Genomic DNA, 20,752 nt, shown 5'->3' with positions numbered 1-20,752 from the left:
GACCGCGCCGCCCTCGCTTCGGCCCTGCCCAACACCGGTCCCAAGACGCGATCGGGCTGATTGGGCGTGGAGTTGGGCCCACGGGCCCATCTCGGGCAGGCCGCCCTTCCCTACTCTCTGGCGATGTCGGGGGACCAACAGCGGGGGACCGCGGGCAGTCGAGGAGGGGCGGGCATGGCGTCGATCGGGGGAGTGCCGGGGTCGGAGGCAGCGTGGCCCACAGGCCACGGCGGGCGCCGGAACATGCCCACCCCTCTCACCTCCGCCCTCGTCCTCGTCCACACCCTGTTCGCGATCACGATCGTGGGCGGCGTCAGCCTGCTGCTCACCGCGTCCTCGTACGACGACCTCGACGGCGCCGTACTCGCCCTGGTCGCCTACGCCGCCGCTCCCGGCACCGTCGGCTGGTGGCTGGCCCGGCGGAGTTGGGAGGGCGGGGTCCGGGTCTGGCGGGGACTGGTCGCCGTACAGGTCTGGCTGATCCTGACTGCCGTCGCCAACCTCGCCGGCGGATCGGCCCGCGGCGGCATGCAACTCGTGGTGCCCGTCCTCACCCTCCTCTTCCTCCTCCGCCCGGAAAGCCGCCGCTGGTACGAACTCCCCGAGCTCGACCGCGTCGAGCGCCGCCCCTTCTCGCCGGCCCGCATGATCCGCTGGCGCCGCGACGACGGTCAGACCGCGGTCGAGTACGCCGGCCTGGTCGCGATCGTCGTCGCCCTCGTCACGGCGCTGCTGGTCAGCGGTCTCGGCACCCAGATCTACGGCGGCATCGAGGCCCAGGTCTGCAAGGTCACCGGCATGGGCTGCGCGGCCCCGTCGGGCGGCGGCACGGACGTCACGGCAGGGAACGGCGACGGCCAGGACAACACTCAGGGCAGCAGCGGCGGAACCACTGCGGGCAACGGCAACGGTGACGACACCCGGACCGCCGACAACAACGGCAACGGCTCGGACAACCCGGACCAGAAAGCCGACGACGACGGCAAGAAGGACGGCGACGAGAAGAAGGACGACGGCTGCTTCTCAGGCTTCGGCGCCTTCTTCGGCTGCGCGGGCAACCAGATCAAGCAGGTCGGCCAGGGGCTGTTCGTCGACGGTATCTGGGGCGACCTGACCGGCATCTACGACATGGTCCGCCACCCTCTCGACACGCTCAGCGGCATCGGCGACTACGGCAAGCAGCTGGGCAGCGACTGGATGGACAACTCCAAGGACGCCCGCGACAAGTGGTCCAAGGGCGACTACCTGGGCGCGGTCCTGGGCTGGGGCGGCGCGTCGTTGAAGACCGGCGGGACCGTTCTATACGACATGTTCATCGGCGACGACGTGGCCGACCAGTGGAACAACGGCAACAAGACGCGCGCCGTGACGACCGTCCTCTGGAACGTCGGCTCGCTCTTCATCCCCGGCTACGACGTCGGCAAGGTCGTCGAAAAGGTCGGAGTACTCGGCAAACTCGGCAAGCTGGGCAAGCTCGCGGAGAAGGCGGGCAAGGCGGCCGAGGACGCCAAGAAGGCGGCCAAGGCCGGTGACGTCGCGGGCGCCGAGAAGGCCGCGAAGGAGGCCGACGACGCGGCCGAGGAAGCGGAGAAGAAGGCCAAGGAGTCCGGCTGCACCATCTCCGCACCGGGCCGCCGGATTCCCTACGACGGCGCCGTCCCGGACGACGGGAACACCCTCACCGGCTCCTCCGGCACGGGCACCACCGTGCTGGCCGCCGGCGGCTCCCCGTACGTCGTACTCGCCGACGACGGCTGCGACGAGGACGCCAAGAAGGAGGCCGAGGAGGCCCGCAAGCAGGCAGACGAGGCCGACAAGGCCGCGGATCGGTGGCAGGCCGGAGACGATGTTGCCGGCCCGGCGGCCGGGAAGACGCTGAAGTTCCCCAACAAGCGCCACACCGTCGGCGGATCGGGCAGCGGGCAGGTCAAGGAACGCAACACGGTGATCCTCCGCGGGAACGAGGACCTGGTCCGCGCGGACATCGAGGGAATCGCCAAGGGCCGAGCCGACCTGCTGCCGGACGGAAACACCTACGAGATCAACGGTCGCCAGTACCGCGTCGAGGACACGGGGACGGTCTTCCCGGTCTCCGGCCCGGGCTTGGTCGACATGGACCGAATTGAATACGCTGCTCTGAAGGAGATCGCGCGGAACAAGGGCGACCTCAGCAAGTCGCAGCAATTGCAGCGCGATCCCAAGTTCGTCAACAACCCGGACAAGGTCGCGAAGGCCAAGCAGGTGTACGACGGGACGTACAAGTGATCGCGAATCTCTTCACCGTCGCGGAACTCGAGCCGTCGAGCCTCCGAGAGGCACTGGCGAAACTGCTGTCCGTGGCGCCCGAAGCGGTCGACGTCGCCGACACGGACGGAGACCAGGAAGCGCGCCGCTGGGACTCGCCCGTCCTGTGCACATACCGTGTGCTGCCGCCAGGTGACCTGGCGCTGGAGCTCGACATCCAGGTCGACGACGGGACGGCCGGCGCCCTCACGGAGGCAGCCCTCGCACAGGGGCTCGCGGTCCGCACGGCGACCTCGGTCCTCTACCCCGCCCTGGACCTCGACCTGGACAGCGCGTACTGGGTGGCGGCCGCGTCGGACGGACGCGCCGCGCGCTGCCGCCTGGAAGCGATCGACTCCGACGAGGACACGACGTACCGGGTCGACGCGGTGGAGGAGGCGGTGCCCGATCTCCCTCGCGCGAAGGTCGAGATCCTCTCCGAGGTCCTCGATCACGAACCCGTCGAGACACCGCTCTCCGACGCCTTTCTGGCCACGTACCCGACGGGCACGGCGGCGAGCGTCGAAGGGCGTGTCCGCTACGGCCTGCAGGTCTGGGAACGGCTGGTGCGTCGTCTGGCGAAGGCTCAATGGGGCCCCTCCGGGCGTTACCGCGAGGACCTTTTCCAACGCGACCTTCGGGCCCGGGACGACCTGTCGCAGCTCGTGACCGAGGTCGACGACGAGCATGCGGAGGACCTGCGAACCGTCCTGGCACACCTGGACGCCGACTTCCGCACCTGGACCGAGCCCGGCACCCACACGGAGACCGAACGCTGGTGGTGGGACCGGAGCCCTGCGAGGATCCCCTGGTGAACCCGTTCGTGAATCCCTGGAGCGAGGTCGAGGACGTCCTGCGCCGGCGCTACGTCACCGACGTCCTCGTCCCCGGCTGGATCGACCGGGACGAGGAACCGGTCCCCGAGTTCTGTCCACAGCCGGTCGTCGTACACGTCCTGCTCGACGAGGGAGCGTTGCGGCTCGAGTCGGCCGGTCACCACGACCAGTTGGCGGCCCGTGTCGTGGACTCCGTCTCCCTCGACGGCGTCGAACTCTTCGAACGCGTCAGGGAGGAGGAGACGGACTTCGAGTTTGCCCACGCCTCCTGGGGCGAACAGCTCTTCGGGGATGGCTGGTCACGGCTCCGCTGCACCACCGTCCGTCCGTACACGGACGCCGGCTCGAACCCCGCAGAGGGAGTCATCAAGTGCCTCGCCCTCGAACTCGAGTCCCGCTACTGGCTCTTCTTCGACCCGACCTGGACCTTCGGCATCAGAATCGGAAACGCCGAGGACATGCGGCGCTGGGAACGGGAGAACCAGTCCGGCCGCAGCGTCGGCTGACGGTGACGCGACGCGAGGCGGCAGCCGACGGTCGCCCGAGGGGGATGACCTCGTAGTCCCCCGTAGGGACCGGACGGACCGCCTACGCACCGTCAGGCCGCCTACCCACCGTCGGGCCGCCTACGCACCCGTCGGACCGCCTACCCCCCGTCGGCCATCACCTCCACCCGCGCCCCGACCCGCAGCCCCCACCCCGCCATGACCCCGGCCTCCGCCTCCACCACATGCCGGGAACGGAACCGGGGCAGACCCAGCCGCCACGGCTTCATGGTGTGTACGGCGACGACGTTGAGGCCGCGGTCGAGATAGGCGACATCGATGGGGATGCGCATACGAAAGGTGTGAACGCTGTTGGCGGGAGAGAGCAGGATCGCCCCGTCGACGGAGTCACGCCCCAACAACCCTTTGGTACGGGCTCGATAGGACGTAGCGATCTCCAGCGGAACGGCACAGACTCCCGCCTCACCCGCCGCATGCACAACCAACTTCCCCCGCCCGTCCCGCCATTGCCGCCCCATGCCAGGCCACCTCCCACTACGCCGTCGTCGGTCTCGCGAACTGAACGTATCCGCAGGGAAGTAGGCCCCACATGGGCCCAGGGACCCATGCCGTCCCGTCCACGACGGGCATACATTCCCGCCGTGCGCATACTCCTCACGATCGTGGCGGCCCTGTGGGGCGCGGGAACGGGCCTGCTCCTGCCTCGCGCCGCCCACCGCTTCTCGGTCGACTCGGGTCAACCGTGGAGCGACCGCTGTCCGGGAGGCCACCCGATCAGGGGCGCATGCGCCGGCTGGCTGGGCAGAGCACGCTGCGGGCAAGGGGAGGCAGCCGGAGAGTGCGGCTCGTACGGCCCAAGCACAGTGGCCGTGACCACGTCGACGTCCCTCGTCTGCGCCGCCCTCGCCGCCGCGACCGGTCCCCACCCCGAAGCGCTGGTCTGGCTTCTCATCACACCCGTCGCGGTCCTCCTGGCCCTCGTCGACTACCGAGTCCACCGCCTCCCGGACGCCCTGACCCTCCCGCTGGCCGCGGGCACCGCCACCCTCCTCGGCATCACCGCCGCCCTGCCCGCCACCACGGGCTCCTGGCCCAGATCCCTCCTCGGCGGCCTGACCCTCGGCACCGCCTACCTCCTCCTCTTCCTCATCAACCCCTCTGGCCTGGGCTTCGGCGACGTGAAGCTGGCCCTCGCCCTGGGCGCGGCCCTGGGGTGGTACGGCTGGCAGATCCTCCTGACGGGTGCTTTCGCGGGTCTGTTCTACGGCGCGCTGTACGGCCTCGGGATGGTCGCCGTACGCCGAGCGGGCCGCAAGTCGGCGATTCCGCTGGGGCCTTTCATGATCGGCGGGGCGTTCACGGGACTGCTGCTGGGGGCGTTCGCGGCGACGTGACGGTGCGAGGACCGCGTACGGTAACGATGACCGCTGAGGGACGAATCAGGACGAGGTAGCCGATGCCGAAGATCGTGTTGATGATGTCCGTCTCCCTCGACGGCTATATCGAGGGCCCGGACCACGACATCTCCTGGCACCAGGTGGACGAAGAACTGCACCAGCACTTCAACGACGTCGTCGGACGATTCAGCGTCCACCTCAGCGGCCGCCGTGTCTACGAGCTCATGGCCGCCTACTGGCCCACCGCGGATGCGGACCCCGACATCTCCGCCACCGGCGCCGAGTTCGCCGGGATCTGGCGGGAGATCCCGAAGGTCGTGTACTCGCGGACGCTTCAGCACGCGGAGTGGAACGCCACCATCGTGCGCGATGTCGTACCCGAAGAGGTCAGGGCGCTCAAGGAGCAGGCGGGTGGGGATCTCGGGCTCGGTGGGGCGGAGGTCGCCGGTGAGTTTCTGCGGCTCGGGCTGGTGGACGAGTTCCGGGTGTACGTGCATCCCGCACTGGTCGGGCACGGCACGCGGCTCTTCCCGGAGGCCGACATCGCCGCGTCCCTTCGGCTCGTCGAGAGTCATGTCTTCGGCAACGGCGTCGTCCTCCTGCGGTACGAGCGGGGCGACAGGGCCGACGGCTCGTAAAGGTGTTGTCCGGTTCGTTCCCGCCCGGGTAGGAAGAAGCCATGACTGGACTCGGTGCTGTGTTCCGACCCCAACTGCCTCCCGAGCGGCTGCGGGACGTCGCCCGCCTCGCGGACGGGAGCGGGCTCGAGGAGCTCTGGCTCTGGGAGGACTGTTTCCGGGAGGGCGGGATCTCCACCGCCGCTGCCGCCCTCGCCTGGACCGAGCGGGTGCGGGTCGGGGTGGGGCTGCTGCCCGTGCCGTTGCGCAACGTCGCCGTCACCGCCATGGAAGCCGCCGCGCTGCACCGGATGTTCCCGGGGCGCGCGGTTGTCGCCGTCGGGCATGGCGTGCAGGACTGGATGGGGCAGGTGGGGGCGCGCGTCGAGTCGCCCGTCACGCTGCTTCGGGAGCATCTTCTCGCGTTGCGGGCCCTGTTGGCCGGCGAGCGGGTGACGACGCAGGGGCGGTACGTCCGGCTCGACGACGTCGCGCTCGACTGGCCGCCCGCCGGGCCCGTGCCCGTTCTCGCCGGCGCCACCGGGCCGCGTTCGCTGCGGCTGGCCGGAGAGGCGGCCGACGGCACGGTCCTCACCGCGTCGACCACGGCCGACGGGGTACGCCAAGCACGTCAACTCATCGACCAGGGACGGGAGTCGGCCGGGCGCACCGATCCGCATCAGGTGGTCGTCTACCTCCTCGCCGCCACCGGACCCGACGCCGCTCCCCGGCTGCGCGCCGAACTCGTCGCCGAGGGGCTCGAGTCCGCTCCCGATCTCGGGGTCGCCGGAGACGCCGGTGCCGTCGCCAAGGCCGTACAGCGCCTCGCCGAGGCCGGTGCCGACAGGGTGATCCTCCAACCGACGGGGGACGAGCCCGACCCAGAGGGATTCGTACGGTTCGTTGCGGACGAGGTCAGGCCACTCGTGCCGTGAACCAGCAGAACCAGCTGAACGAGCTGGATGAACCCGACGAGTCGACCGAATCGTTCCCCACCCCCTGGCGCCTCCCCTTCGAGCTCGCCTGGGAAGCCTTTCGGGCCGGCAGCCGGCCCATCGGTGCCGTCGTCCTCGACGCCGGCGGGGAGCTCGTCGCCGCCGGCCGCAACCGCAGTCAGGAACCCACCGCCCCGCCCGGACAGCTCGCCGGCACCAACATCGCCCACGCCGAGATCAACGCCCTGGCCCAACTCCCGGCCCGCGGCCGGTGCGAGGGGTACCGGCTCTACACCACTCTCGAACCCTGCCTGCTGTGCAGCAGCGCCCTCATCCACAGCCACGTCCGGCATGTGGTCTACGCGGCCCCCGACCCGATGTGGCGCGGCATCGAGGACGTGCCCGGAGTCGGCGGGCCGATCGCGGAACGTTGGGCGCGACGGGAAGGGCCCGTCGACGGGCCGCTCGCCGTGTTCGGCGCACTGCTCATGCAGCTGTGGGACGTGCTGCACACCCCGGACCGGGCCGACCCCGCTGCCACCCGCACCGTCCGCCGCTGCCTCGCCGCCGCCGACGGCCTCCTCGACGCCCCGACGGCCCAGACGGCGTACGACCTGGTCCGGCCCCATCTCTGACCCCCATCTCTGACCCGCTCACCGCAGAAAATCGGCGGCGCCGACCGCCAACGCCCTGCCACGATCACCCCATGCCCCACGAGGAACCCCCAAAAGAACCCCGCAGCTACGACGACCTCGTAGCCGAGGGCGCTGCCGTTCCCACCGAGGGCTGGGACTTCTCCTGGTTCGGGGGCCGGGCCACGGAGGAGCGGCCCTCCTGGGGATACGCCCTCGCCCTGGCCGGCCGGCTGGCCGGGGCCACCGCCGCACTGGACGTCCAGACCGGGGGAGGGGAGGTCCTGGACTTCGCCCTCGGGCGGGCAGTCGCGGCTCCGGTTCTCACCGTCGCGACCGAGGGCTGGCCGCCGAACGTCGCCAAGGCCACCGCCCTGCTGCGCCCGCGCGGCACCGTGGTCGTCGCCGCGCCCGAGGACGCGTCGCTTCCCTTCGCGGACGGCGCCTTCGACCTCGTCAGCAGCCGGCACCCGGTGTCCCCGAACTGGGCGGAGATCACCCGCGTCCTGGAGCCCGGCGGCACCTACTTCGCCCAACACGTCGGCCCGGGCAGCGCGTTCGACCTCGTCGAGTACTTCCTCGGACCCCAACCGGACCGGTCCCGAAGCGCCCGCCACCCCGACCGCGAACGCGCCGACGCCGTAGTCGCCGGCCTCGAGATCGTCGACCTGCGCGCCGAGCGGCTCCGTATGGAGTTCCACGACATCGCAGCCGTCGTCCACTTCCTCCGCAAGGTGATCTGGATGGTCCCCGGCTTCACCGTCGACGCGTACGCGGACCGGCTCCGGTCCCTGCATGCGCGGATCGAGGCCGACGGCCCCTTCGTCGCGCACAGCACCCGCCACCTCTTCGAGGCCCGCAAGCCCCACCACCGGTGAGCCCAACGGGCGTGCACCCCCGGTGAGTTCTACGCATGCGGTCCCGACGCGACCTCCCCCACCACCAACTCCGCCTTCGCCTCCAGCACTTCGCCCACCCGCTCCACCTGATCGCCCAACTCCCGTTCCTGCCGCGCCGTCAGCCGCCCGAGCGGTTCCACGGTGACGGTCGTACGACGTCCTTGGCGCCGTTGGTGCCAGACCCCCGCTACCACGCCGTCGAGCAGCAGCACCGGGTAGTTGCCCGCCTGGCCGCCCGCCAGTGCCCGCCGGTACGCGGCGCCCGGGAACAGTGACTCCCGGGGCTGCGCGGCAATGGCGTACGCGTCGAAGTACGGCAGCAGACGGACCCCGCGGACGCGATCCTCCGGAAACTCCGTGTCGCCGGCCACGAGCCAGCATCCCGTCGCCCCCTCGAACACGACCTCCTCGATCTCGCCCTCCCCGGCCAGCCTCCCGAACAACTCCGCCGCCCAACCACCCGGCGCCGCAAGCCACTTGGCGATGTTCTGCGGTGTCGCGGGCCCGTACGCGTGCAGATAGCGGCGGACGAGTTCGCGTACCGCCTCCTCGGCCGGCAGCGGAGTGAAGTGGGGCGGGCGGGTGTACGTGACCTTGCGGCCCCGGTTCGGGCCGAAGGACAGGGCGCCGGACTGGCCGGCCCGGTGCATCACCTGCCGCCAGCGCGGCCACAGGTCCTGGAACGCGGGCATGACCCGGTCGCCGGCCCAGGAACCGGTGCGGGCCACGACCTCCGCGCCCAGCTCGTCGACGGTGAGGCACACGCCGTCGAGGGCGTCCCCGATCGCCGCCACGATCTGCCGCGCCTGCTCCTCGGTGACCCGTACGTCCGGTGCGAACGGGCTTGCCCCGGACGGCACCGCGGGCAACGCGGAGCACCACAGCGGCAGTTCACGCGCGGGGAGCAGATGGACCGTCCCGCGCGGGCCGTGCGTCTTCACCAGCGAGGCCTGCGCGGGGGTATCCCACAGCGCGGCGCGTACGTCGGCCCGGGTCACGCCCTCGGCCCGTACGCCCACCGACACCTCCGCCGCGGACAGCACCTGCGCATGCGCGCCGAGCATCGTGGCGACGACATCGGCGACCGGAGTAGCGCTCTCGGCGGGCGTGGCCAGGAACTGCCGCTGCAGTCGGCGCGCGCTCGCCTCGTTCCACGTGATCGTCTGGGTCATGAGGCGACGGTAGGCCCGAACTAGGTCGAATACTGTCCGCTATCGCCGCGCAGCTTCGTCGTACCAGACAAAATGCGCATCAAGGGCAGATCCCGACCGCACATTCGCAGGCGCGGCAGGGTTTCCACATTGTTATCGAGGTCGGCTCGTTTCCGCCCTGTGACTCGCGTAAGTTCAGACCAAGGTAATTCGCGTGAGCAAAGCTGCGCGGTCGGCACCGCGCAGTGGAGGGGGCTGCGCGGTGCTGTTTTTACGTCAATTTGGCGTTGCAGTCCGCGTCACCCGGCTGGGGGATGCGAAGACAACTCGCCGAGCGAACCACAAGACACGTCAAACCCTCCGGATCGCTCCACTTTCCGCCCGTTTTCCCTGGGAAACCGCTGTGATTCGGCCATGAGTCGGCCATGAGAGACCCGCTCCGCGGCCATCGGCGCGTCGCCGTTCGATTCCGGAGAGTAGTTGTGGCACGCCGATGCACGCAGCATCACTTACGAAGGGTTATGGTGGAAACCCCCCCTCGGGCCGGTCCGTATCCCCCCCACGGACCGGCCCGTTTTTTTGTGCCCGGGGTCAGTGCACCCTCCGCGGGCCCGGGGCCGCCGGGCGGTTCCTCCCGACGTATCTGACGATCTGTGGGCAGTTCGAGCGGCCGCGAGGTGGAGGCCGGTGGAAGCCCTTACGCCCGGCACCCGTTGGCGGCGCGCCCGTACGGCAGGGGTAGGCTTCGCCTCCGGGGACCGTCATACGGAGATCCCGGACCGCCATACGGACAGGGCCCGCCCTCGGCCGAGCCGCCGAGCCCGGGCCGCGCCTGTCCGATCCGTACGGAGGGGCTGACAATCACGTGAACCTGCGCGACAAGCTGCGCAGCCTGCTGGTCAGGTTGTACGCACGCCGGGTGGAAGGTCACCTGGACCACGCTCAGGTGCCCAAGCACATCGGCGTCATCATGGACGGCAACCGGCGCTGGGCGAAGGCCGCGGGCTCCAGCACCGTGCACGGCCACCGCGCCGGTGCCGAGAAGATCGAGGAGTTCCTCGGCTGGTGCAGTGAGACGGACGTCGAGGTCGTCACCCTCTGGCTGCTGTCGACGGACAACTTCGACCGGCCCCAGGACGAGCTCGGCCCGCTCCTCGGCATCATCGAGGACGTCGTACGGACCCTTGCCACGGACGGCCGCTGGCGCGTGCACCATGTCGGCACCCCCGACCTGCTCCCGCAGCAGATGCAGACCACCCTCAAGGAGGCCGAGGAGACCACCGCCGGCATCGACGGGATACTGGTCAATGTCGCCATCGGGTACGGCGGCCGCCAGGAGATCGCCGACGCGGTGCGCTCGATGCTCCTCGACGCGCAGGACAAGGGCACGTCGATGGAGGACCTCGCCGAGGCCGTCGACATCGACATGATCGGCCGGCACCTCTACACAGGGGCCCAGCCCGACCCCGACCTCGTGATCCGTACCAGCGGTGAGCAGCGGTTGTCCGGATTCATGCTGTGGCAGACCGCGCACTCGGAGTACTACTTCTGTGAGGTCTTCTGGCCGGCCTTCCGCAAGGTCGACTTCCTGCGTGCCATGCGTGACTACACCGAGCGTCACCGCCGCTACGGCGGCTGATCGCTGACCGGCGCACTCCTGCGAGGGGCGCCTGGACTACCCCGTTTTGGGGCGGAAGTAACAAGGAGTTCACCAGGGCGCCGTCATATGCGCTGGCATGGCACCGCATGTTCGAGGGCATAAGCCAGTCAGGTCGATGCCCGAACCACGGGTGTCGGATCTCAGCGGGCGGCACGGGGCCGTCCGCCCGGGAGGCCCTTTGCACCAGCCCGATCGTGCGGTCACTGCACGGACGACAAGGCGGAGGGCCGGTTCTCGGCCCGTGCAATGCGGCCGTCAACCGGTCCAGCTCCACTCCGTCGCTCCCCGACCTCATCCGAGGGGGTACGTCCTTCCGTGGTGACCAGCACAAAGCGCCGCATGCCAGACAGGCGCACCTATGTTCTCGACACCAGCGTCCTGCTGGCCGACCCGAACGCCCTGACCCGTTTCGACGAGCACGAGGTCGTGCTCCCGATCGTCGTGGTCACGGAACTGGAGGCCAAGCGGCACCATCCCGAACTCGGCTACTTCGCCCGTCAGGCCCTGCGCCTGCTCGACGACTTCCGGGTCCGGCACGGTCGCCTCGACGCCCCCATCCCGATCGGGGAACTCGGCGGCACTGTGCGTGTCGAGCTCAATCACTCGGACCCCAGCGTGCTGCCGACCGGCTATCGCCTGGGGGACAACGACTCCCGCATCCTCGCGGTCGCCCGCAATCTGCAGGCCGAGGGGTTCGACGTCACCGTCGTGTCGAAGGACCTGCCGCTCAGGATCAAGGCCTCGTCCGTCGGTCTCCTTGCCGAGGAGTACCGCGCGGAACTCGCCATCACGGACTCCTCCGGCTGGACCGGAATGTCCGAACTGACCCTGCCCGGCGAGCAGGTGGACATCCTCTTCGAGGAAGGGCATGTGTATGTGCCCGAAGCGTCCGACCTTCCCGTGCACACGGGGCTGACGATCCAGTCCGAGCGGGGCAAGGCGCTCGGCCGGGTCACGGCCGACGGCAACATCCGCCTCGTGCGCGGCGACCGGGAGGCCTTCGGTATCAAGGGGAGGAGTGCGGAACAGCGGATCGCGCTCGATCTGCTCCTCGACCCGGACGTCGGGATCCTGTCCATGGGCGGCCGGGCCGGCACCGGCAAGTCCGCGCTCGCGCTGTGCGCGGGACTGGAGGCGGTGCTGGAGCGGCGCCAGCACCAGAAAGTGATGGTCTTCCGGCCGCTGTACGCGGTCGGCGGCCAGGAGCTCGGCTATCTGCCCGGCTCCGAGTCCGAGAAGATGAGCCCCTGGGCGCAGGCGGTCTTCGACACACTGTCCGCGGTCACCAGCCGCGAGGTCATCGAAGAGGTCACCGCGCGCGGGATGCTCGAAGTCCTTCCGCTCACCCACATCCGCGGACGCTCACTGCACGACGCGTTCGTCATCGTGGACGAGGCGCAGTCGCTGGAGCGCAATGTGCTCCTGACTGTTCTGTCCCGAATCGGCGCCAATTCACGGGTGGTTCTCACCCATGACGTGGCACAGAGGGACAATCTGCGCGTGGGTCGCTACGACGGTGTCGTCGCCGTCGTGGAAAAGCTGAAGGGGCATCCGCTCTTCGCGCATGTCACGCTGACCAGGTCCGAGAGGTCCCAGATCGCAGCGCTTGTGACCGAAATGCTCGAAGACGGGCAGATCTGAGAGCCGAGACCCAATTAGGGCCGGTTACGCGTCAGTTGGCGCCGTCTCGCAAAGGCTGAGAGCCTAGCGGGGCGGCGCTTTCGCGTGTTGCTGTTTCTCGAAATCCCCTGGGTCAAACGGGATGTGAGCTTTCACACGCAACTCAGAATTGCCACCCGGCGTCCAGGTGCGGCAGAGTCTCACTCCTGTCAGGCCCCGCATACGACACATCTGTACCCCCAGCGGTACGGCACCACAGAAGCATCACAGCTAATTCCACAGCGTCGTCGTATGCCGCCCGCGCACCACGCGGCGCTCCCCTCGCGGGAGTTGCCCACCGGGCCCGTGCCTCCCGTGACCATGCAGTTGGGAGGCCAGCGCCAGGGGCACGATTGCGTCCGCCAGGGTCACCGAAGCGGGCGATGCTGGAAGGAAACCGTGTGAGCCGGATTTCGGTCCGGGGATTCGCAGTGGCCTCGGCCACCGCGGTCACCGCCGTCGGAAGCGTTGTCGGAGTTGCCTCGGGCAGCACCGCCCAGCCCAACGACGCCGAGGCGACGGCAAGCGACGCGACGCTCCTGGCGGACATACCCGCGGGCCAGCAGGCCCAGGTCCAGACCGCCTCGCTGACGCAGCAGGCCGACGCCCAGGCCATCCAGGCCGACGCCAGCGCCAAGAAGGACGCCGAGGAGGCGGCCCGAAAGGCTGCAGCCGACACCGCCATCGCCAAGAAGGACGCGGCGGAGAAGGCGGCCAAGGAGGCCAAGGAGCGCGCCGAGGCCAAGGCTGCGGCGAGCCGTAGCAAGGACTCGTCCGACTTCCCCGTCCAGAGCTCGTATTCCGTCGCCGCGATCCAGTCGATGGCACGGCAGATGGTGCCGAGCGGCCAGTTCCAGTGCTTCAGCAACATCGTGGACCACGAGTCCAGCTGGAACTACCACGCGGTCAACGCCTCTTCCGGCGCCTACGGCCTCTTCCAGGCCCTGCCCGCCTCCAAGTACTCGTCCGTCGGCTCCGACTGGCAGACGAACCCGGCCACGCAGATCAAGTGGGGCCTGAACTACATGAACAGCCGGTACGGCAGCCCGTGCGACGCCTGGTCGTTCTGGCAGGCCAACAGCTGGTACTGAGCCGTCGAGGTCCAGGGCCTCACCTCTCAACCTTGCGCAGCCCCTCCCCGTCATAGGGGGAGGGGCTTTCGCCCTGTACGGTCGGACGCGACGACTCCAGGGGGGAGTGGTGGGGAAAGACGGGGGAAGAGGACGGATCATGTCGCGAGTGCCAGCGTGGCTCGGCCGGATCGGCGCCGGACTGACCGAGGTGAGTGAGCGGTTGGACGAGCGCCGCGCCGAGGTGGAACGGGAGTCCGCCGAGACCGACCCGCCCGCTCCGCCCCGCAGGACCGGGACGACTCAGCCGCCCACGGAGCGCCCGGCCGAGGCATCGCCGCCCGCCGCCGTCCGCCCCGACCCCGCGCAGGCCGTGCCGTGGGGTGTGCGCGTCGCGGCCGAGGCCGGCTGGCGCCTGCTGGTGCTCGCGGGCACGGTCTGGGTGCTGATGCGGGTCATCAGCGCCGTACAACTCGTGGTTTTCGCCTTCGTCGTCGCCCTGCTCATCACGGCGCTGCTCCAGCCGACGGTGGCCCGCCTGAAGCGCCACGGCGTGCCGGGCGGCCTCGCCACCGCCCTCACCGCGATCCTCGGCTTCGTCGTCATGGGACTGATCGGCTGGTTCGTGACCTGGCAGGTCATGGAGAACATCGACAACCTCTCCGACCAGATCCAGAGCGGCATCGACGACCTGCGCAACTGGCTGCTGAAGAGCCCCTTCCACGTCACCGACAAGCAGATCAACCAGATCGCCAAGAACCTGCGCGAGGCGGTCGGCGCGAACACCGACCAGATCACCTCCGCGGGCCTCGAGGGCGTACAGGTCGTGGTCGAGGCGCTGACCGGCATCCTGCTGACGTTCTTCTCCACCCTGTTCCTGCTGTACGACGGCCGGCGCATCTGGGAGTGGACGCTCAAGCTCGTTCCCGCCGCCGCGCGGCCGGGCGTCGCCGGAGCGGGCCCGCGGGCCTGGCGCACCCTGACCGCCTACGTGCGCGGCACGGTGCTGGTGGCGCTGATCGACGCCACCTTCATCGGCCTCGGCATCTACTTCCTCGACGTCCCCATGGCCGTCCCGCTGGCCGTCTTCATCTTCCTGTTCTCCTTCATCCCGCTCGTCGGCGCGGTGGCGTCCGGCGCGCTGGCGGTGGTCGTCGCGCTGGTCACCCAGGGCGTGTTCACCGCGGTGATGACCCTCGCCGTGGTCCTCGCGGTCCAGCAGATCGAGGGCCACATCCTGCAGCCGTTCATCCTCGGCCGTGCGGTACGCGTCCACCCGCTCGCGGTGGTTCTGTCGGTCGCGGCGGGCGGCATGGTGGCCGGGATCGGCGGCGCAGTGGTCGCCGTACCGCTGGTGGCGGTGACGAACACGGTGGTGAGCTATCTGAAGTCGTACTCGGAGGAACTGACCCGCGCCGATCAGCCACCGCCGGCCGGTCCGGAGGACGAGGCGGTCGAGGCCGTCGAGGGCGCCGGAGGGGCTGCGGACGCAGGCCCCCGTGATGCTTGAAATCCGTTCCGGAATCGGTCAAATGAGCGCCGAACAAAGCGATTTGAACGGGCTCGTGGCTCAACTTCCGTCACCTGGGGACAGGTCGGAAATCTGCGGCCGGAATATGCGTTCGGCCTGATACACATTCCCCCCTCAGCGCTACGCGACAGGGGGCGTGATGTCTGGCTACGACCTGCTGGCACGGGCCCTCGACGCCTGCGGGCGCGAGGGATGGACCGGCCTCCTGCGCGTGTCCGGGTCGCCCGGCGGCATCCTGCACCTCAGAGACGGACTCGTCGTCTGCGTCGAGTCGCCCGGGGCGCCGGGGGCGGAGGCGCTGCTGCTGCGTTCCGGCCGGGTGAGCGGGGAGCAGTGGGCCGCGCTGGTGCGGGAGGCCGGGGGTGCGCGCTGGCCGGCCGCCGGGCTGATCGCCCATGGGTACGCCGGGGCCGCCCAGTTGCGGGTGGTGTGTGTGATGGCGCTGCAGGACGCGGCGTTCGCCGTTGTCGCGGGCCGCGTGGAGGGGTGCGAGCGCGCCGCGCACGGCATCGAGCCGCCCGCCCCGGTGCCCGTCGGCGAGCCCCCCGCGCGGCTGCTGGAGGACGCGGCCCGCAAGCTCGCCGCCCTCGCCGCCCTGCCCCACCCGGTCCACCCCGACCGTGAACGGCCCCTCCCCACCCGGGAGTTCGAGGGTCCTCTCACCGAGCTGCGGCGCGATCTGCTCGCCCATGCCGACGGCCGCCGTACCGCCCGCGACCTCGCCTTCCGCACCGGGCGTGGGGTCTACACCGTCACCGTCGAACTCGGCCGCATGCTCGGCGAGGGGCTGCTGGAGTGCGCCCCGGCGCCCGCGCCGATCCCGGTCCGTACGCCTCCCGACGGCATCCGGCACCGCACGCCACTGCCTCCCGCCCCGCCCCCGCCGGAACCGGCCCCGCCCGTCGACCTGCCCCGCCGCAGGCCGGGCGGCTTCTTCCGGCTCCGGCACGGAACCCCGAGATGAACCGATCCCCAGGAAAGACAAGGGAGTTGCCTACATGGACCACGAAGCCCTGGCGCTCGAAATGCGCGGCCTGCGGGAGCAGGTGACCGGCATCACCGATACCGCGGTCGCGGCGTCCGACGGGCTGCTGATCGCCGCGGACACCGCCGACTCGATCGATCCGGAAGGCCTCGCCGCCCTCGCCGCGGCCGGCCTGGGCCTCGCCCGGCGCACCGCGCAGGCGACCGCCCGCGGCACCCTGCGCCAGACCGTGACGTACGGAAGCCACGGCTGTGCCGCCTTCTACGCCGTCGGCGACACCGCCCTGATGGTCGTCCTGGGCGACGAGGGCATGGACGTCGACCGGCTGCACCGGGCCACGCAGCCCGCCCTCGACCGGATCGGCTCGATCCTCATGAACAAGACATCAGAAGGAGTCTGAAGGGATGGCGACGAAGCGTATGACCCCAGGTTTCTCCGACCAGGTGATGGGCCTGGTCAAGTCTCTCCGTACCGATGCCCCCGACTGTGTCGCCTCGGGCGTCGTCGACATGTCCACCGGCATGCTGCTGTCGTACGAGACCGTCGACAACCATCCGCCCGAGGTCCTGGACCTGCTGGCGGGCGCGACCCTCGACCTGTTCCAGGGGCGCACGGTCGTGATGATCGAGGACGTCTTCAAGGAGCGCCGCGGGATCCCGAGCGACAACCACTTCTTCCAGGAGATCCTGGTCAACAGCGAGAACCTCACCCACCTGTTCGTGCGGATGAACGAGCAGCAGGACGTCGTCGCCGTCGTCGTCTGCCGCAAGTCCGTCAACGTGGGCATGCTGTTCGCGCAGGTACGGCGGGTGGTGCGGGAGTACAGCCTCTGAACGCACCGGGCCCCTCCCCGTCCTGGGGAGGGGCCCTCGTACGGCCTGCTCGGTCTACTCGGTGCGCAGACCGTCCGGGCGCATCAGCCGCAGCAGCGGGGGCAGGCTGAGGAACGTCACGGCGAGGACGACGCCTGCGCCGATGCCCGTCATCGACAGCACGCTCGCCCAGTCCACGCTCACCGTGGCGCCGACCATCTTCAGCAGCACGGCGCCCAGCATCAGTCCGACGGCCGACGCCAGCAGCAGCCCCAGCGCGATCGGGATCGCCGTCTGCCACAGCACCGACATGCTCAGCGTGCGGCGCCGGGTGCCGAAGGCGACCAGCGACGACAGCAGCTTCTTGCGCTCGCGCAGCTGCTCCAGTTGGGAGACCAGCAGGCTCGCGCCGATCAGCAGGAGGACGCAGGTGGCGCCGACGAACAGCCCGGTGCGGATGGACCGGAACTCCTGCGTCTGCGTGCTGGCCGCCAAGGTGAACACGTCCGCCATCGGATCCAGCCGCGCGGCGGTGTTGCGCGCGTAGTCGGCTGCGTCCGGTACCGACGGGTCGAGCGAGAGGAACACCTTCTGGCTCACGTCGGCCGACGCGCCCGCGGGGAGCGCGCCCGAGGTGATCAGCAGGCCGCTGCGCTCATAGCCGGTCGGATCCTCGCGGTGCCCCGCCGTCTTCATGCCGGAGGGCACCTTCCAGGCCACCGGGTGGCTCGTCGTCCCGCTGTACGACGGGTCGAAGTACAGGGTGCCGCCCGGCTCGGTGACCTTCTTGGTCTCGCTGTCGTACTCGCCGCCGAGGATCCGGAAGATGTCGCCGTCCCGGCAGGACGGCAGCCGCGCCACCTCGCGCAGCTCCGCACAGGTGCCGACGGCCACCTCCAGCTCGGTCTGGGGCTCCTTCGCCCGTTCTCCGACCGAGGTCAGCGTGACGGCCGACGCACGGCGCACGCCCTCGGTCCGCCCGAGCCGCCGGCCGGCCTCGGCCAGCGGTACGTCGCCGCTCACGGAGACCTCCATCTGAGCCCGGTTCAGGTCGTTGGTCGTCTCCTTGGTGTAGTCGTGCTCGACCCCGGCGAACAGCATCTGCAGCGCGATCGCCCCGGCCACCGCGACCGCGATGCCGTTGACCATGCGGGCGGCCGTGCCACTGCTCAACTGCAGCCTGCGGACGGCCAGTTGCCAGGACACCGAGCCGGAGTTCAGCCGGGCCACCACGGCCTCGACGATCCACGGCAGCAGTGCGGTGACGCCGACCAGCAGCAGTGCGGTGCCGCCGATCACCATCCACTGGTTGAAGTTCCCGTTGTTGTTGCCCTGGCCGATCATCGGGTACAGCAGCGCGAGGCCGCCCAGCGGCAGCAGCAGCCGCCACCACAGCCGGCGCCGCGGCGGCTTCGCCGTACGGACCACGCCGAGCGGTTCGATGACGACCCCGCGCAGCGCGAACAGCGTCACCAGGACGGCCGCGGCCGGCACGGCGACGACGACGAGCGCGGCGAGCGCGGGCGACGGGTTGAGGTCGCTCGGGAACACACTGATGTCCCGCACGTCGAGCAGGGCCGCCAGCTGACGCCCCACCAGGAAGAAGCCGGTGCCGAAGACGAGCCCGAGCAGCGCCCCGGCGAGCGCCTCTCCGCCCGCGATCCGGCGCGCCATCCGCCCGTCCGCGCCGACCAGCCTGAGCGCCGCGAGCCGACGGTCCCGGCGCTCGCCGCCGAAGCGCACGGCCGCCGCGATGAACACGCCGACCGGCAGCAGCAGCACCACGAAGATGATCATTATGAGCAGGATCAGGGTCGGGTCCAGCTCGTCCTGCTGCTGCCTGGAGGAGGGCCCGAAGTAGTTGATGCGCTCGACGCTGCCACCGGCCAGGTGGTCCTCCAGCCCCGTGGCGCCCGCGTAGTAGGCGAGTTCGGCGGGCCCGATCAGTCCGGAGTGCCCGATGGTGCCGACGACGCGGTAGGGGATGCGTTCGCGCAGCAGCTTGCCGGAGTCGGACTTGAGCAGTTCCTCGAGCGCCGGCGAGACGACCATGTCGCCCTTCGCGGGGAACTTCTCCACCCCCGGCGGCAGCGGCGCCCGCGTGCCCTCGGGCTCAACGAACCGGCCGCGTACGTCCTTGCTGCGGAACGTCGTGTCGGTACGGGCGACGACCAGCGTGTCGTCCGCCTTCGGCAGCACCTTCCCGCTGTACGTGAAGTCGTCCCGGGAGCTTCCGCGGCGGTCGCGCTCGGACAGCGCGTTCGGTATCGCCGTGGTGAGCACCAGCAGCGCCACCCCGAGCCCGACGCCGACGGCCGTCAGCAGGGCCCGGACCCAGCCCTCGCGTCCGCCGGTGAAGGCGAACCGAACCCCCATGGCCAGATCCCTGGCCCACTGCCGCACCTTCATACGATGCGCTCCATGTCCCGCGACTTGCCGTCCCGTACGACGATCTCGCGGTCCGAGTACGCGGCCACCCGTGCCTCGTGCGTGACAAGGACGACGGCGGCGTTGGTGGACCGGGCGGCGTCCGTGAGCAGATCCATCACGCGCTCGCCGTTGAGCGAGTCGAGCGCGCCGGTCGGCTCGTCGGCGAACAGCACGCGGGGGTTGGTGACCAGGGCCCGGGCGACCGCGACGCGCTGCCCCTGGCCGCCGGAGACCTCACCGGGCCGCTTCTTGCTCAGGTCGTCGACCTCGAGCCGCTCCATCCACGTGAGCGCGGTCCGCTCGGCCTCCTTGCGGGAGGTGCCGTTCAGCCTGAGCGGAAGGGCGACGTTCTCGACGCACGTCAGCTCCGGCACGAGCTGCCCGAACTGGAACACGAACCCGAACTCGGACCTGCGCAGCGCACTGCGCTGGGCGTCGGGCATGGTCGCCATCTCGCGCCCGTTGTACGTGATCGACCCCGAGTCGGGCGTCACGATCCCGGCGAGACAGTGCAGCAGCGTGGACTTGCCGGACCCGGAGGGGCCCATCACGGCGACGACCTCACCGGGGTGGATGGAGAAATCGGCACCGTCGAGCGCGGTGGTCGGCCCGTACACCTTGTGCAGCCCGTCGGCGACGAGCAGAGAACCTGCGGGAGTCACTTGGCCACCGCCTCCGCGAGCTTGTCGAGGCGCGCGGCGGTGAGCTCCAGCCAGCGCAGGTCGGCCTCTAGGTGGAACAGGGCGTGGTCGCAGATCAGTTGGTCGGCCAGATCACCCTTGCGCTTTCGGTCGGTGAGGATCCGCATCATGCGCAGGTGCTCGGAGCGCTGGGTGTCCAGGATGTCTGCCGCGTCGCGGTGCGTGAGCAGCGCGAGGACGACCTTGGTGTACAGCGTGGACTGCAGATACGGCTCGGGCGCCTCCGGCGTCGCGAGCCACCGCTCCACGTCGGTGATCCCGGCGTCGGTGATCGCGTACCGCTTGCGCTCGGGCCCGCCGCCGGCCTCTATGCCGTCGACCTCGACGAGGCCGTTCTTCAGCAGGCGGGACATGGTCGAGTAGACTTGGCCGTAGTGCAGCGGCCGATCGTGACCGAACTTCTCGTCGAAGGCCCGCTTCAGGTCGTAACCGTGGCGGGGCCCGGACTCCAGGAGCCCTAGAAGGGTGTGACCGATGGACATGCGGAGCACTCTACACACGGTGTATACGCCTCGTGTATACGCACTGTGTGTAGATCATGGCCGGGTGTGGGAGTGCGCAGGTGGGGGCCGATTGTCATGGTTCTGCAACAGCCGCCGAGCCCGACCGGTCGCCTTTCGAGGCCGTACGGCAACTCCCAGCCCGTCC

20 protein-coding genes are annotated in these 20,752 nt (G+C 70.1%); 15 read left to right on the top strand and 5 right to left on the bottom strand.

What is annotated here, in order from left to right; translation table 11 throughout:
• Positions 1 to 243: 243 nt before the first annotated feature.
• The 3 genes from OG303_RS19370 to OG303_RS19360 are packed head-to-tail and all read left to right on the top strand — an operon-like array spanning position 244 to position 3,625.
• A complete protein-coding gene (locus tag OG303_RS19370) occupies positions 244 to 2,265 on the top strand; it encodes a Flp family type IVb pilin (protein ID WP_405869659.1) in 2,022 nt (673 codons plus the stop codon).
• Entirely contained in the window at positions 2,262 to 3,098 is an 837-nt protein-coding gene (locus OG303_RS19365) for a hypothetical protein (RefSeq protein ID WP_405869658.1), read from the top strand. Before OG303_RS19370 ends, OG303_RS19365 begins: the two co-directional genes overlap by 4 nt.
• On the top strand, positions 3,095 to 3,625 hold the full coding sequence (locus OG303_RS19360; RefSeq protein ID WP_405869657.1) for a hypothetical protein: 531 nt from the start codon (positions 3,095 to 3,097) through the stop codon (positions 3,623 to 3,625). Before OG303_RS19365 ends, OG303_RS19360 begins: the two co-directional genes overlap by 4 nt.
• 140 nt (positions 3,626 to 3,765) lie before the next feature.
• On the opposite strand, the gene OG303_RS19355 is transcribed toward OG303_RS19360, so the two are convergent.
• Entirely contained in the window at positions 3,766 to 4,143 is a 378-nt protein-coding gene (locus tag OG303_RS19355) for a DUF192 domain-containing protein (protein ID WP_405869656.1), read from the bottom strand.
• 123 nt (positions 4,144 to 4,266) lie between these two features.
• Between OG303_RS19355 and OG303_RS19350 the strand changes: the two genes are divergently transcribed.
• The 5 genes from OG303_RS19350 (at position 4,267) to OG303_RS19330 (ending at position 8,084) form a co-directional block, all read left to right on the top strand.
• Positions 4,267 to 5,019 (top strand): prepilin peptidase, encoded by a 753-nt coding sequence (locus tag OG303_RS19350; RefSeq protein WP_405869655.1) that lies wholly within the window; start codon positions 4,267 to 4,269, stop codon positions 5,017 to 5,019.
• A gap of 62 nt (positions 5,020 to 5,081) precedes the next feature.
• Positions 5,082 to 5,660 (top strand): dihydrofolate reductase family protein, encoded by a 579-nt coding sequence (locus OG303_RS19345; protein ID WP_405869654.1) that lies wholly within the window; start codon positions 5,082 to 5,084, stop codon positions 5,658 to 5,660.
• A gap of 41 nt (positions 5,661 to 5,701) precedes the next feature.
• Positions 5,702 to 6,574 carry an LLM class flavin-dependent oxidoreductase gene (locus tag OG303_RS19340; protein ID WP_405869653.1) on the top strand — a complete coding sequence of 291 codons (873 nt, stop codon included), beginning with the start codon at positions 5,702 to 5,704 and terminating at the stop codon, positions 6,572 to 6,574.
• Positions 6,571 to 7,209 (top strand): nucleoside deaminase, encoded by a 639-nt coding sequence (locus OG303_RS19335; protein ID WP_405869652.1) that lies wholly within the window; start codon positions 6,571 to 6,573, stop codon positions 7,207 to 7,209. Before OG303_RS19340 ends, OG303_RS19335 begins: the two co-directional genes overlap by 4 nt.
• A gap of 71 nt (positions 7,210 to 7,280) precedes the next feature.
• Complete coding sequence (locus OG303_RS19330; RefSeq protein ID WP_405869651.1) at positions 7,281 to 8,084, top strand: methyltransferase domain-containing protein; 804 nt, start codon at positions 7,281 to 7,283, stop codon at positions 8,082 to 8,084.
• Between the two features lie 29 nt (positions 8,085 to 8,113).
• On the opposite strand, the gene OG303_RS19325 is transcribed toward OG303_RS19330, so the two are convergent.
• Positions 8,114 to 9,277, bottom strand: coding sequence for a winged helix DNA-binding domain-containing protein (locus tag OG303_RS19325; protein WP_405869650.1), 1,164 nt, complete (start codon positions 9,275 to 9,277; stop codon positions 8,114 to 8,116).
• Between the two features lie 844 nt (positions 9,278 to 10,121).
• Between OG303_RS19325 and OG303_RS19320 the strand changes: the two genes are divergently transcribed.
• The 7 genes from OG303_RS19320 (at position 10,122) to OG303_RS19290 (ending at position 16,994) form a co-directional block, all read left to right on the top strand.
• Positions 10,122 to 10,895 carry an isoprenyl transferase gene (locus OG303_RS19320; RefSeq protein ID WP_405869649.1) on the top strand — a complete coding sequence of 258 codons (774 nt, stop codon included), beginning with the start codon at positions 10,122 to 10,124 and terminating at the stop codon, positions 10,893 to 10,895.
• 336 nt (positions 10,896 to 11,231) lie between these two features.
• Positions 11,232 to 12,557, top strand: a complete 1,326-nt coding sequence (locus OG303_RS19315) for a PhoH family protein (protein WP_405869648.1) — start codon at positions 11,232 to 11,234, stop codon at positions 12,555 to 12,557.
• Between the two features lie 419 nt (positions 12,558 to 12,976).
• The gene (locus tag OG303_RS19310; protein ID WP_405869647.1) at positions 12,977 to 13,666 is read left to right on the top strand and encodes a transglycosylase SLT domain-containing protein; all 690 of its coding nucleotides are present in this window, start codon (positions 12,977 to 12,979) and stop codon (positions 13,664 to 13,666) included.
• 139 nt (positions 13,667 to 13,805) lie between these two features.
• On the top strand, positions 13,806 to 15,155 hold the full coding sequence (locus tag OG303_RS19305; RefSeq protein WP_405869646.1) for an AI-2E family transporter: 1,350 nt from the start codon (positions 13,806 to 13,808) through the stop codon (positions 15,153 to 15,155).
• 160 nt (positions 15,156 to 15,315) lie between these two features.
• Complete coding sequence (locus OG303_RS19300; protein ID WP_405869645.1) at positions 15,316 to 16,140, top strand: MarR family transcriptional regulator; 825 nt, start codon at positions 15,316 to 15,318, stop codon at positions 16,138 to 16,140.
• Between the two features lie 34 nt (positions 16,141 to 16,174).
• Entirely contained in the window at positions 16,175 to 16,561 is a 387-nt protein-coding gene (locus OG303_RS19295; RefSeq protein WP_405869644.1) for a roadblock/LC7 domain-containing protein, read from the top strand.
• Positions 16,562 to 16,565: 4 nt separating this feature from the next.
• On the top strand, positions 16,566 to 16,994 hold the full coding sequence (locus OG303_RS19290; RefSeq protein ID WP_405869643.1) for a hypothetical protein: 429 nt from the start codon (positions 16,566 to 16,568) through the stop codon (positions 16,992 to 16,994).
• A gap of 54 nt (positions 16,995 to 17,048) precedes the next feature.
• Here OG303_RS19290 and OG303_RS19285 read toward each other — a convergent pair whose 3' ends face one another.
• From OG303_RS19285 to OG303_RS19275, 3 genes are read right to left on the bottom strand one after another with little or no spacing between them, the layout of a single operon-like run.
• Positions 17,049 to 19,382 carry an ABC transporter permease gene (locus OG303_RS19285; protein WP_405869642.1) on the bottom strand — a complete coding sequence of 778 codons (2,334 nt, stop codon included), beginning with the start codon at positions 19,380 to 19,382 and terminating at the stop codon, positions 17,049 to 17,051.
• Positions 19,379 to 20,065, bottom strand: a complete 687-nt coding sequence (locus tag OG303_RS19280; RefSeq protein ID WP_405869641.1) for an ABC transporter ATP-binding protein — start codon at positions 20,063 to 20,065, stop codon at positions 19,379 to 19,381. Before OG303_RS19280 ends, OG303_RS19285 begins: the two co-directional genes overlap by 4 nt.
• On the bottom strand, positions 20,062 to 20,586 hold the full coding sequence (locus OG303_RS19275) for a PadR family transcriptional regulator (protein ID WP_099934379.1): 525 nt from the start codon (positions 20,584 to 20,586) through the stop codon (positions 20,062 to 20,064). The genes OG303_RS19280 and OG303_RS19275 overlap by 4 nt, the downstream gene beginning before the upstream one ends.
• Between the last annotated feature and the right edge of the window lie 166 nt (positions 20,587 to 20,752).

The sequence above is a fragment of the Streptomyces sp. NBC_00005 genome (assembly GCF_045160215.1).
Classification (GTDB): domain Bacteria; phylum Actinomycetota; class Actinomycetes; order Streptomycetales; family Streptomycetaceae; genus Streptomyces.
The sequence above is the reverse complement of the archived record's forward strand: the minus strand, read 5'-3'. Positions and strand labels throughout refer to the sequence as shown.

Coding starts and splice junctions, on each gene's coding strand:
- OG303_RS19325 (WP_405869650.1), bottom strand. CDS start 9,277: ATGACCCAGACGATCACGTGGAACGAGGCGAGCGCGCGCCGACTGCAG.
- OG303_RS19345 (WP_405869654.1), top strand. CDS start 5,082: ATGCCGAAGATCGTGTTGATGATGTCCGTCTCCCTCGACGGCTATATC.
- OG303_RS19370 (WP_405869659.1), top strand. CDS start 244: ATGCCCACCCCTCTCACCTCCGCCCTCGTCCTCGTCCACACCCTGTTC.
- OG303_RS19275 (WP_099934379.1), bottom strand. CDS start 20,586: ATGTCCATCGGTCACACCCTTCTAGGGCTCCTGGAGTCCGGGCCCCGC.
- OG303_RS19290 (WP_405869643.1), top strand. CDS start 16,566: ATGGCGACGAAGCGTATGACCCCAGGTTTCTCCGACCAGGTGATGGGC.
- OG303_RS19330 (WP_405869651.1), top strand. CDS start 7,281: ATGCCCCACGAGGAACCCCCAAAAGAACCCCGCAGCTACGACGACCTC.
- OG303_RS19355 (WP_405869656.1), bottom strand. CDS start 4,143: ATGGGGCGGCAATGGCGGGACGGGCGGGGGAAGTTGGTTGTGCATGCG.
- OG303_RS19305 (WP_405869646.1), top strand. CDS start 13,806: ATGTCGCGAGTGCCAGCGTGGCTCGGCCGGATCGGCGCCGGACTGACC.
- OG303_RS19300 (WP_405869645.1), top strand. CDS start 15,316: ATGTCTGGCTACGACCTGCTGGCACGGGCCCTCGACGCCTGCGGGCGC.
- OG303_RS19285 (WP_405869642.1), bottom strand. CDS start 19,382: ATGAAGGTGCGGCAGTGGGCCAGGGATCTGGCCATGGGGGTTCGGTTC.
- OG303_RS19340 (WP_405869653.1), top strand. CDS start 5,702: ATGACTGGACTCGGTGCTGTGTTCCGACCCCAACTGCCTCCCGAGCGG.
- OG303_RS19295 (WP_405869644.1), top strand. CDS start 16,175: ATGGACCACGAAGCCCTGGCGCTCGAAATGCGCGGCCTGCGGGAGCAG.